The sequence below is a fragment of the Gilliamella sp. Occ4-3 genome (assembly GCF_001690675.1).
GTDB classification, from domain to species: Bacteria; Pseudomonadota; Gammaproteobacteria; order Enterobacterales; family Orbaceae; genus Gilliamella; species Gilliamella bombi.
This window is the reverse complement of the sequence record NZ_LZHR01000112.1, coordinates 1-12808: the sequence shown is the minus strand read 5'-3', so window position 1 is coordinate 12808 and position 12808 is coordinate 1. Positions and strand designations below refer to the sequence as shown.

General features: G+C 35.5%; 9 protein-coding genes and 1 pseudogene. 1 reads left to right on the top strand and 9 read right to left on the bottom strand.

Annotation, left to right across the window (positions count from 1 at the left end; genetic code table 11):
• A partial coding sequence (locus tag A9G44_RS11230; RefSeq protein WP_218837595.1) for a DUF695 domain-containing protein occupies positions 1-933 on the top strand: 933 nt, incomplete at its 5' end.
• A gap of 978 nt (positions 934-1911) precedes the next feature.
• Here A9G44_RS11230 and tssE read toward each other — a convergent pair.
• The 9 genes and pseudogenes from tssE to A9G44_RS13590 all read right to left on the bottom strand — a co-directional run.
• On the bottom strand, positions 1912-2346 hold the full coding sequence (gene tssE, locus A9G44_RS11225; RefSeq protein ID WP_065611080.1) for a type VI secretion system baseplate subunit TssE: 435 nt from the start codon (positions 2344-2346) through the stop codon (positions 1912-1914).
• The gene (tssJ, locus tag A9G44_RS11220) at positions 2347-2862 is read right to left on the bottom strand and encodes a type VI secretion system lipoprotein TssJ (RefSeq protein WP_065611078.1); all 516 of its coding nucleotides are present in this window, start codon (positions 2860-2862) and stop codon (positions 2347-2349) included.
• A 20-nt stretch (positions 2863-2882) separates the two neighbouring features.
• A complete protein-coding gene (gene tssG / locus A9G44_RS11215; protein ID WP_065611076.1) occupies positions 2883-3929 on the bottom strand; it encodes a type VI secretion system baseplate subunit TssG in 1047 nt (348 codons plus the stop codon).
• Entirely contained in the window at positions 3893-5656 is a 1764-nt protein-coding gene (gene tssF, locus A9G44_RS11210; RefSeq protein WP_065590735.1) for a type VI secretion system baseplate subunit TssF, read from the bottom strand. Before tssF ends, tssG begins: the two co-directional genes overlap by 37 nt.
• A gap of 58 nt (positions 5657-5714) precedes the next feature.
• The gene (gene tssA / locus A9G44_RS11205) at positions 5715-7325 is read right to left on the bottom strand and encodes a type VI secretion system protein TssA (RefSeq protein ID WP_065611074.1); all 1611 of its coding nucleotides are present in this window, start codon (positions 7323-7325) and stop codon (positions 5715-5717) included.
• 28 nt (positions 7326-7353) lie between these two features.
• Positions 7354-10683, bottom strand: coding sequence for an ImcF-related family protein (locus tag A9G44_RS11200; RefSeq protein ID WP_065611071.1), 3330 nt, complete (start codon positions 10681-10683; stop codon positions 7354-7356).
• The gene (locus A9G44_RS11195) at positions 10670-11905 is read right to left on the bottom strand and encodes a hypothetical protein (protein WP_065611069.1); all 1236 of its coding nucleotides are present in this window, start codon (positions 11903-11905) and stop codon (positions 10670-10672) included. The genes A9G44_RS11200 and A9G44_RS11195 overlap by 14 nt, the downstream gene beginning before the upstream one ends.
• Positions 11905-12177 (bottom strand): PAAR domain-containing protein, encoded by a 273-nt coding sequence (locus A9G44_RS11190; RefSeq protein WP_034915139.1) that lies wholly within the window; start codon positions 12175-12177, stop codon positions 11905-11907. Before A9G44_RS11190 ends, A9G44_RS11195 begins: the two co-directional genes overlap by 1 nt.
• Positions 12178-12375: 198 nt before the next feature.
• Positions 12376-12808: pseudogene (locus tag A9G44_RS13590) on the bottom strand (hypothetical protein); the annotation flags it as partial.

The following is a 12808-nucleotide window of genomic DNA, read 5'->3' as shown; positions in this document are numbered from 1 at the left end:
TTAGATATAATGAAAAATATTAATAATCTATTAGATGAAAATCAGTTAGATGTCATTGCTGAAATTACTGTAGGGGATACTAAGAAACATAAAATTCTTTTTACTGCGGATGGAAAAATTGAACGCTTCGAATATGTAATAGAAATTTCCCGACAGGCACCTGATCTTCAGTTTTTCGAAGTAGAAGCATTTCGTCAGCGCATTAATAATGTAGATACATTTGTTATAACATCTAAAGAGAGTTCTTTTTCATTAGGTGCAACTGATTTATTAATTCAATACAAAGAAAGTCGTCGTAAAATATCTATCGGTATTATGTTTGCTAAGACAGTCCCTGAAGAGATGATAAAACAGGCAGAAACGATGGCATTAATCTATCTCGATCACCTATTAGGTGAATATGATTTTGCTGTTAGAGTAGAAGCTATTGAGTTTTTAAAGATAGATCAGAGTGCTACCACAATTCCTGCTAACCAATTTGTAACTATTTTTGATCGGTTATGGAAAGAAGATTTAAAACATACCGGTATATTTAATATTCAAGAAGATCAATGGATTGTATTTGAATTAACAGATCTTAAAATGTTAGTGCATCGTAATGAAGCGGCTAATTCTTTGTTAGGAAATGAAAATTATTGTTATGCACTTAATGTTATAGTTGATGTTGATAGTAAAGAGACACTTTCACTTGTTTATGAATTAGAAGATACTATTAATCTTGCTTTACGTGCTGATGAGAGGGGAATTCATTGCCAAAACAGTTTTAGTGAAGGTGTAAGAAATATGCTATGGTATGTAGGAAATAAACAGTCAGTACTCCAATTAGTTAAACAAATAACAAACCGATATAGTACATTATCAGTTAAAATTGAATGTGAGTTCGATCCTTTTTGGTTACAGTACTTACGCTGGGTTGAGTGTTATCAAGCATAAAAAGTATCTATGATTAATGGATACTTTTTTGCACAATAACTATTGTAGCAGGGGATGTTGAGATACTATTCTAAATTTTGTGTATTTACCTGTTAAAGGTGACGGTTTATATGGTTACCAAATTCTGTAATAAATGGACTCAATGCATTTTCCCTGTTTTGGATGGACAGAGCACATTTTTTAGAAGCTTGCTGTATTGCTGAAATAGATAACTTTTTAACCGATCGGTCGGGAAAACTTACTTTCATTAGGAAACCACAGCGCAAATGTTTTTCAGCTATATCGTTTAATACTAAATTAATCATCCAATAACTTAGGTTGATAATATTAAGAGCTCATGACAATTGGATTGATTTAGTGGCTTGTAGTTCTTTTGCCCATGTTTTTGTTCCTTGATGGGCATACATTCTTTTATGATTTCTTCCTGAAGCTGTGATTTTAAATTCAATTCGGCAATTATCTGTTTAAGTTTGTGATTTTCGGTCTCAAGTTCTTTTAAGCGTTTGATATCTGAACTTTCTACTCCACCGTATTTTTTCCGCTATTTATAAAAGTTAAATTACCCATATCATATTTTCGGTAGTGTAAATAGTTAGAGATGTAAAAGAGAGAGAACAAAAGCTTAAGCAATGCCTATTAAAAAGCCCTATATGTTTTTAGTGGGTTAATTTAATCATGAAATGTAAATGCCCCGATATTTTCTTACACAGATTATGTTTAGTATGATAGAAAATGATTTTAAAAAATGATATATGATTTTTAAATCACCAAGCAAAATTTTATTATCATCACTTCCCATCTTAGATATTGTGCAATTGCTTTTACGGGTGAAGCTAGATTCTATCACCCAATTCTTTTAGGTTTTAGTTTAAGTAAAAGTAACTGAAGGAGTTATTTTGTTTATCAGTCTCCCATTTTGCCAAAATAAATACCGATGCATAATTAGTTTATACTATCTTAAGTATGAACTATTGCTTCTTAGCTATACCTATAATTGCGATCTTTTCGTGTATATTTCAAACACGCTTTTCCATCGGGCATAAAATAAGTCCCATACTTAACTAGTCCACCTTCTTTAAAATGACAGATAAGTTCATAACCAAGCACCATTGAATCACTGCTTTCTTCTGCAATATTAACCTTAATTGATGCAAGCCTTGGTTCATAAAGAAGCAGTGTTTTCTCAATGGCTCTCATTAAAACATAAGCCGATGACGGTAAAGCTTGAAAGATCGTTGACATATCGGGTAACCCATAATCTGGCATGTGTTTTACAGCACCTGCTCGGCTATTTAAAATACGTTCAATATTATCCATTACGCTGATAATTGTCTGTTCATTTTCACTTACATCTTCAACGGCTATACCTGATTCAAAATAACCATAAAGTTGGTCGTATAATGAAGCACTCATTTATTTTTCTTCCACCAATTTTATTGTGTATTGACTTGCGATTATTTGACGTGGTTGAGTAATGTTTAAGTCTCCGCGTTTTAATACTAGTCGCCAGCTATTATCTTTTAAGTCTGGTTCTTTATAAAGCGCAGCAATACCTACTGCCTTAGCCTTTTTATCAAATGAAACATCAATAGAAATAGCGGTATCTGGCTTTAATACTATTTCTTTACTTTCAATCAATGAATCTTTTAGTTCATCGCTATCTTGATCAACTAACTCTTGATAAGCAACAGAATTAAAAACGTCAGCTTCTTTTAATTGATAAATTCGAATCACAACTGGCGAGGATCTCCCTTCATCATCCATATTTAGCTCAGCTCTTGCTGTAATATCTAGATGCAAAGTTCTTACATCCCATTTAAAAATAGAGTTGCTCAAATCAGTCGCTTTTTCTGAGACACTTTGCGCAATACCGCATCCTGTTAGACACATAGTTAATAAGATAGTAATGAATATATAAATTTTTTTCATATTTATTTCCTTTCTTTATATTATGCTGCATAACTAATGCCGTAATAGCAGCCTAAATTTACAGCGACTTCATCTTGAAGAGGTTCACCATCTACTGTTTTTTTAGTAAATGATGCAGTTTGCCCTAATCGGCTATTTTTAGATACCAATTGACTACGAGGTAAAAATTGGCGCTGAATATAGAGCGTCATTTTGGCATCCACTTGATATCCCAGATAAGCGCGTAATAGAGCCAATAAGTCATAGTATAATTGCCCACCAGGTAGTAAATCTGCAATCTGGCTTTCATGTTGTGGAGTAATTGCAATATGGACGGTTTGATTACATTCTCTAAAGCGAGATCCTAATATAGCACCACCATCTAAAGCAGCTTGTTCATGCCTTTTTCCCCCCAACTGTGCGGGGTTATCAATGGATTGCCAAACAGGATGAAACTCACTTACAACAACTTTTGCATCATTGACTAACACTCGCACTAACCCAACTATACCTTCGGCTGTACGTGTTTTTTGTGTAATTAAACCTAATAATGCTAAAAAACGAGATAGTGGTGTACCAATTTGTTTACTCGTTCCTTCGATACCAAATCCCGTTAATCCAAGTAAACATAGTGATATCGGATCTTTTCCGCCATCTAAAAAGCTTGCCGGATAATGATATTTCAACCAAATCCGATAAAATTGGGTTATTATTCGATGGTTAAATATATCTAAAAAGTCGGTCATGGCTTGATAGTTTTCTTCACGGCGAATAATATTATCAAGTAAGCCGAGTGGTAATACAGCATCAACACCATACAACCCTAAAAATCGAGTTCTAACTGTAGTTGGCCGATTAATATAAGGCGCTCTCTCTATATATTTCAATTCACTTGCCGGAAAAGACATATCGATAGATGGAGCAAAACGCAAAGGATCCGCTGTTGGGGTTTCGTGTTTACCCAACACAGGACCATCTGCATAAATTTGTTCAATTAACTGACAAAAACGATAAAAATTCATTTTTGGCAGGTTCTTTTCAAGAGCCTGCATTAAAGGACTGCTTTCGATGCTTTGCTGTGATTCCATACAATTTTATTTCCTGTTGGTAAAACTATAATCGCTAATTGCGTAAATAAGTTAACATCGGCATATAATGCAAAAAATTGGTGTAACAACTCACCAAAAAGCATCACATCACCATCACCTGTAAATTGGTAACTGTTAATTGTCACCTCAATTTCTATACCGCGTTGCAACATCCCTTTTTCAATACGTTTGATCATTCGATGAGAAACTTCTACTATTCCCTCTAAACGGCGGCGATTTAATTCGTTATCAGTCCAATCATATAAAGCAAGTGTTCCACGCAACACTTCCGCATTCATTAATGACAGATAATTAGGTGCTAAATGCGATAGCACCCGCCAATAAAAGCGATCTTCTGTTGGTGGATAACAAGGTAACGTTGGAGAGCATAAATTTCTCACTTTTGCGATAAAATTTTGCGAATGACACAGCTCATGAATTCGAGCATTGCGTAATGCTTTACGAGGTAACATGCCATTAGTACCAGTGATGCGTAATGATAAAGTTTCTGGCTCAAGCTCATCCTCTTTATCCCAAATCTTACCGCCCAAAATCAACCAAGTATCATGTAAACCCGATGCACCTTTACGAACTCGAGTATGATAATACCTTTCTGGAGCATCATGCCGTAACATACCACCTCGATGTTTAAAGCTCGTAAAAGGGACATAGTGGTAACGTCCATTACGAGTGATAGACTCGACATGCTCAACAGAATGAACCTCTACATGTCCACTTTGACGCAATAATGGACGAAGCAAATATTCACTTTCTAATTGATTAACAACAATAGGATCAGCTTCCATATCGAATAAATTAATGGCTGGTACACAATGCAAACGAATATTGCTATGGTCAAAAGGCATATCACTTGGCCAAGTTTGGTTAAGCAATAGTTCGATATCAATGTAATCACATTGTTCTGGAATAGCATGTTTCTCTAACCCATGCAAATCAACAAACATAAATTTTTCACGAAATGCAAAATACTCTAATAATAGTTGATACCCAGCAAAAGCATTATCAGGTTTTAGCCACAAACGCTCATCGTCACCAAAACCGACTGGGGTTATTTTACCTTGCAAATTTATGCGTTTTTCAGGTTGGGTTGCATAACGCAAGTATATTGAAGCTACCTGCTGTGTTAACGCATAATATAACGCTGATGCAATCGGTCCATCTGCATTTAAATATAATCGTAGTTGGGACAAGTCAAGTAGTTTAAGATCAGCTAACTCACCAAAACGGAGACGAAGAGTAATCATGCTTCGACCATCATAATTGATACCTATTTTTGCTTGACTGATTTTTATTGGTTGTAGCGTCACAGCTTGTGTCGTACGATATGGGCACTGTGTACCTGCCTGACCAAGTGGTTCTGTCTGTACTTGTAATCCTTTGGGAATCACTTCTGGGCAAGATAATGTCATATAATTTGGCGTTAATTCAATAATAGACAATGACGGAATTAACCGCAAATAGTGTGGCCAAAGTAGGCTTACTAAACTTTCAGTAAGTTCAGGTAAATCATCATCAATTTTTTGGCGTAGCCGCCCAGTTAGAAAAGCAAAGCCTTCAAATAATCGCTCCACATAAGGATCACGATCACCAACGCGATCTAAATTCAGTTGACTTGCTCTATCAGGATGAATTTTCGAAAATTCTTTTCCTGCATCTCGCAAGTAACGCATTTCTGATTCATAATAACGTAAAATTAAATCATCCATCGTTTATCTCTTTATTTTTTATATTATTTAGTCAGATTATTTTTTATCGTTGATAAAATTACATCACACTTAATGCCCTTGCTGGATCTAGATGAATTAGCTCTTGTTGTAATAACTCAACTAACTCTAACAAATGTGGCTTGATTATTTCTTTAGATTTCGTTTTTTGCTTGATTAATCGCAATAAACATCGCTTAACCTCAAACACCAATTCTTGCTCCCACTGTAATAATGTCAAGGATTGTTGTTGATTATTCAAACCAATAAATAGCTTTAATGCAATATCTTGCTTGCCAAGTTGCTCAGCAACTCTTGCCTGTGTATATTGCAATAAAAAGCGTTGTTTAGGGGAACGTAACAATGGCAAGTTTTGTAGCCAATAAAACGCTTTTTCTAAACTTTCGGCATGAGCTAGTTCTAAAGCTTGTTTTTCAATTTCATTCCAATCATCATCAGCAGATACTGCAATGGGTTGCATACTATCACCTTCATCTAAATGATGAATACGCGCATTATTTGCAATCCAATCTAATGTTTCATCATCAGCAAATGGCATACCATTTTCAAAAAAGAGGTGCTCAACACCATTTAACCGCTCTAACATCAACCCAATATCTGTTAAATAAATATCCGCCCATGATTGATAAGGCTGTCCCATTTTTTGTAACGACATTACCGTTGCCCGTTGCAAATCTAACCAAAAATGATTAGCGCTTTCCATAAAAGCAGCTTCAACACGTTCAAAAAGCTCTGACCATTGTTGTTGAAGAATTAAACGGCTAATATGCTGTTTAAGCTCTGTTCTTGGGGCTGGTAATCGTGTTTTTCCCCGATGATCAGCAGGAGGTAAATCAATAATCGTATCCCATCTTAGCACCCTTAAAAAGCGACCTGCGGCAAGATAACCATCAGGCTTTTCACGCAAAAAAGTCGCCATTTTACGGGCCAGATCGAGCAAATCACGTTGAGAACCAATCTTCATTCCAGTTATATTTTTAGGCGAATCTAATTGCGAAGAAGGTTCTGGGGCTACCGGAGTGGCTTGCGCAACATTGGGCGTTTTAGCAGGTTGACTTATACCACTATTAAAAAAGTGAACTAATGCTGATAAATCGGGCGAATCAATAGATTGATTAGGATCATCACTAACAAAAAGTTTTTGGCAACTATGATCAATTTGATTTAACGCAACAATAATACGCGTCAAGCAAAGTTCAGGTATAGGGCGTAATTGAGTAAGTTGATCAACAAATTTTGCATTAGCAAGCCATTCTACCGCATTTTTACGAATATTATGCCGTGAAGGGTAAATTGATGAACCAAATTTATTCAGTAACCCAGCTAACAGCTCAACGCCATCAGCAAAGCCATCCGCACCATCTACATATAAGCGTGCCAAACAATAATAAGTTGCAACACGAATATCTTTACTATTTTGTTTTAATATCGTTTCACTTTCAGTAATAATCAGTGGGTAATCAATCCCAGACAATTTTGCGATCTCTTCTTTAATTTCTTGGAATGTGTCGTGATAGGTTAAATCCTCTCCTGTAGGCTTGTCTGGTGTAATGGGTTGCAACCAGTCATTCCAACGTTGGTTTAACTCCCTTGTCATAGATTGACTAGGGGTTTGTTGCCCTAAAAAACGGCTTAATAATTGGCTAAACATAATAATAATCCAATATTTTAATTAATTGTTATTCAAATACCGTTTTCGGTAAAGTAAAATTACGTAACTTCAATAATGTTAACGGACCACCCCCTAACTGAGTACGTAAAATAAATCTTAATTTACGTTGATCTGGCGCTTTCCAAACAATTTCATAACGGCTTGAATCCAACGGTTTGACAGAAGCTGAACCAAGTAAACGGATCCACGCCCAATCACCACTATAGTATTTATAAAGCCGTAATCCTGACGTATCACTACTCCAGCTTAGCTGTGAATAAGGTGAGTATCCATCGCCTGGCCAATTAAAGCGTTTCCAAGTAGGAGACTGATTAAAATACTCCAGCTTTTGCTTATTAACCACCAATTCTGTCCGAGTAATTTTGCTACCACTACGAGGCATGATATCAAATGATAAAGCGACATCCCCTGTTGTGAGCAGTTCTGCTGATAATTCATTAAATAATTTTAGCGCATCAAGAAACTTAGGTGAAAAATTAAGACCTTGAGCATTGACTGAATTGATAACCCAACTTCCACCTTTCTTTTCCAATACTCCATTTAGCTCACTGGTGATAAAACTATCAATAATTCCTGTATCGGCACGTAAAAAACGGGCTAGCTCAGCCAATGATGCTTCGTTGTCACTATTTTTAAAAGGATAGCGACCAGCAAAAGATTTTTCCCATTGACTAACAATGTAATTTTGCCAAACCTCATTAAAACTATTGGCCGCTGGCGCTAACACCACTTGCCATGATTGTTCTAGCGGTCGTTTAAATAAGCTATAACCAAATCCAGACCACTCTTCACCTAAATTAGCGGCAATTAAGTTTCCATAATCTCGCGTTTCGGTTAAATCAATCGAAGTACCTTTAAAAACACTTTTCGCTAATCCTTGCATCATCGCTTGGGGATCAGCACTATTGGCTATATTTTGTAATTTTAAACGAACTTGAGTAATGCGTAACAAATAGGTCTGCAAAGAAAGTCCATTCGTATTGTTATTATTAAGTAAACTGGTAACAGGTAAAAATGTTGCTGTTAATGGTCCAGAGGCCTCGTTATTTATCGGCAACCCTGTCTTTGATTTATTTCCAATCAACTCTTGGGCAGAACGAATTAAATTATCGGATAAACCATCACCTGAATAAGCGACTTCAGACTGATACTTAACCACGTTGATTAAAGCAATTAAAGGAGACTGGCGAGTATCAGCCAGTAATGTCAGTTGCTCAATAACATCTGAAACATTATTAGATGAATGCCACTGAATTGTATTTAAAAAGTTTAACCATGCAGCACCATATTCACTAAAATAACGGTCGGTTAGTTGTTTTTTTAACGTATCAGGGGAAATTGAAGCCGTTAAATCATTTTCTCCATCACTCAATACCCAATCAATTTGTTCTTTTCGATATTTTGCCACCTCAGCAATTTCATCTTTAATAGTATTATCCCAAGCTTTGCGAGTATAAACGCCAGGAATCTCGGTATCCGTTGAAAACAGCATTTGACTGTCTAACCCTTCCAGTAACTGATTCAAATTTTGATTTGCATAATGCTGGCTAGCTCGTTGAATCATCTCTTGATAAAGTGTATTAACAGCATTTTGTACACCAATTTTATTAATTAAAATTTGTCTAACGTCTTTAACTAAACGAGTATCATTACTTTGTGCCCAATCAGGATGTAAATTAAGCATCTGTCCCCAAAAACGAACCAAATCAGGCATAAGTCGTTGCCAATCTCCATCGCTCACACCTTCTGGCGCTCGCCATTTAGTTGTAGCAAACTGGCTTAAATAAAGCCCATCACTCTTATCTGGGTGTCCCATCATTAAATAAGCTTTTAATACATCATATGCAGAATCGACTAATTTTTCCCGACGAGAATCGCCTGGTGGTAATTCAGTCAATAAGTTCAAATAATCGGTCATGATATTATGAAATGGCGTAGCAATATTACGTGAATTTGTTGCACGATAGGTAAGCCACATTCTTTTAAGTACCTCATCATTATGATTTAAGCCAAACCGATTAAATAAAGGTGCACCATGTTGTTGACGATAAAGTAACTGCTCTAAATGCTGTTGTAACTGATGTTGTATTTGTAACCGTGAAGTATAATCTTGTTTAATGGAATCATCGGCTTGCTTAACAAGTTCAAAACTATCATCAATAAGCGATGCATTTCGAAAATACGAAGTACACAGCGCTATACACATTACGCCCATAAGTGAAAGTAGTGCATAACAAGACCAAATATCCCATTGGATCCCCATGCGTCGCCCCATTTGCGAATTAGCATCATCTCGAATTGATTGCCATGTCGGAGTCATGGCTAAAGAATGCTCAAAAATAGGCATATTTTCATCATTTGACTTTGATTGAGGAGGAACAAAAAATAGTCCTCGAACATGAGGAGAATAAGGAAAAGCAATTAGAGAGGTTAAATAACGTCTAATATTCGTGATATCGCGCTTAACTAAATTCTGACTTAATTTGAGCAAAAACGAATAACAAGTATTATCTTTAAGCTGTCTTACGCCACGTTGACTACACTCTTTTGCTAATTGATTAAGAGATACAACAACCGATTCCATGTCATCTTGTTTTAACTCAGTGAAAAGCACTCCAACACTCTGCTCTATCCGTCCTGTTTGTGACCATTCACTCGACTGCCCTGCAACTAAATAAAGTGGTGCAGACCATTTTAAAACTTTATTACGAGCTTGTAGCTTTAATACTGCCTTTTCAAGTAATAATTGTTGTTGGCGGTTATCATCAAGATAATGCTTAGGTACAACCCAAATAACTGCATCAAGCGGTTTGCTAAAAAATGGTAAAATACGCGAGAAGTATTTTTTTAAGGTTTCTAACCATTGTGTATTTGGCTCATCTTGAATATCGCCACCGTACACCATGAGCGTATTATCAGACAATTGCCATTGATCTTGTGACAAATTAGGTAACAAATGTTCAACGTCAGAGTGATGCCCCAAAACTAAACATTTACAAACTTTATAACGCCAAAAGAAGCCATAACGTGGTTGAATAAATTTTACTATTTCTGTAAATGAATCTGTTTCTTCATTATTTTCCTTTATTTCACTGTCAATATCTATATTAGTTTTATCAAATATCCTAAAATTGGAATTTACCACTTTACTTAACAATAAAAAAACAATGTCATGTAAATGAGATAATAATAAAGCAATAGATAATACTACCAAAACAGCAATGATTTTATCACTCTTTGTAATAAGGAATGAAAAGCTATTTTGCCAAATGCAAGCTATAACAATCAATGCAATAATTAATAATAATATTATCCATATAATCTTAAACTTTTTCATTTTTTCTATTTCTCTTTTCACTTTCTTGCAAATATGACACAACCGAAGCGGTAAGTGGTGTTTTACCTACCATGATCAATTGTTTATCTTTTTTCATAGATACATTTTCAATGGCTAATACTAATGCCAACCAATACGAACAATAACCAGCATAACCAATTGAATTATCGATATTAAAATAATTTTTTGCTTCAAACTGAATTTGATTAAAGTAGTGCATAATTTTATTTTTAAAATCTGTCGAAATACCGCTATACCAAACCCCGCCATACTGGTTATCATCGGCACTACCCCACAATAAAGCATGTTCAATAGTTTGCGTGAATTCCGTTTTTTGTTCACTACGATAAACTTTTATTAATGGCGAATTAGCAGTAGGAAAAAATGGCGCTCTATTTACGTTTTCCCCTGCTAGAACTAGCATTGACGCAAACTCACCTTCGTCTTTAATTGGAGCAGAAAACAGATGTGTATTAATCACCAAAAGCAACTCATCATCATGATCACTATCGTCTAACCATGTTTCTATAAATGTAGATGAATGGCTGGGATCTTCAATTTCAAAGCTAGCAGGATGACAAATTTTTTTTCCCAATGTTTCCATCCATAATGCCTTTATTTTATCGTTTGAAATTTCAGCATCAATAAATAACCTAACATGCAAATTTGATTGTGTTAACACGGCTGCAAATTTAGCTTTGTATTCTTTTTCAAAACGGGTAAAAATGACTTTTAAACGCTCATTAATGCGTTCCGATGCCATACCATCAATCACAGATAAAGTCGTGTGGGGAGTAATAATGCCACTATTAGGGTGTAATTTACTTGTAATAAGAAAATCATTATTAACAATAGCGGCGGCATTTCCTGCATCACCTTGTTCACTAATAAGTGAAAACCCTAAAACATATAACCCTCTTTGTCCATAATTAATCAATTTTTGTTTACGCTTTTCTATGCATAAATTCCACTGTTCAATATAAGCTAGACGATTACCATAGAGATAAACACCATATAAAAATATAAACAGCCAAGAAACAACAGGGAAAGCAAACAGGCCTGAAATAAAGAGGATATCTGATATGTCATAAAAAAAGCTGAGTGTAACTGTAATGATACAACCAAGCAGAATGAACACGATAAGCAAAACACCCCAGAACCAAAAATTCATTTTTTTAGCATCAGACAACGGAGCTGGCAGTAATGTTAAATCGATAGACATTAACTTTTTCCTACCTCGGATATTGATGAGATTAAAGAACAACCACAACTGCTTTTATGACCATCTAAAGCGACTTGCTTACCTTGATCGGAAAAAGTTGATTCGCCCTCAATAATAGGATTAATTCCATGGCCTTTTATTGGACAACTGACTAAATCCCCCAATCGAGCAACAGGTTTGCCTAAAATTGTCATTGTCGATGAAGCAGTAATGACTTTTCCGCCATGATCTGTCAAATCGCCTAACCGAATAACTCCGCGTAATTTACTCATTTTTCATTTCCCTTATTAGGTTATATTGTTTAGTGTATTTCAATCTAATTTATAAAAATATTAATTTTTTTATTACAAATTAATTAAATAAACCATATTTAATATCGAATGATATAAATTGGTTAATCACAAATAAACCCGCTGCTTATTTTGTTTACAAAAAAATCTAATGGTTAGCAATAACCCCATGATTTACATTTATAAAACATATCCGCCACTCTGGCCGCCCGTCAAACGTAGCTCACCATCAGGCCCAAAACTGTAATAATGTACGCCTATAGTGCTCTCCCCCAATACGGCTTCCTCTAAACCGCCATAGCCAGGATACAAGCTATAAATATCCTTATTTTTTATCCAGTTTGGGACGTTTTCCATATGGTAATAAAAAGTCACCATTCTCATCCCTTGCATTTGATCATCAACCTCATCAATTTTTTCAACCACCACTTTTCCAAAGCAGAAATTTGTTCCCCCCCATTTTTTACTAAGATATTTACGTCCTTCATCCGTTAAATTATAGCGGTATAGTGGCTTGTCGCCATCGTGACCGACCAGCTCTTCGGTAAATAATCCCTCTTTGGCATAAAGGGATAGTTTTAAGTTAAGTTCGTTATTAGCAGCGATTTTGTCA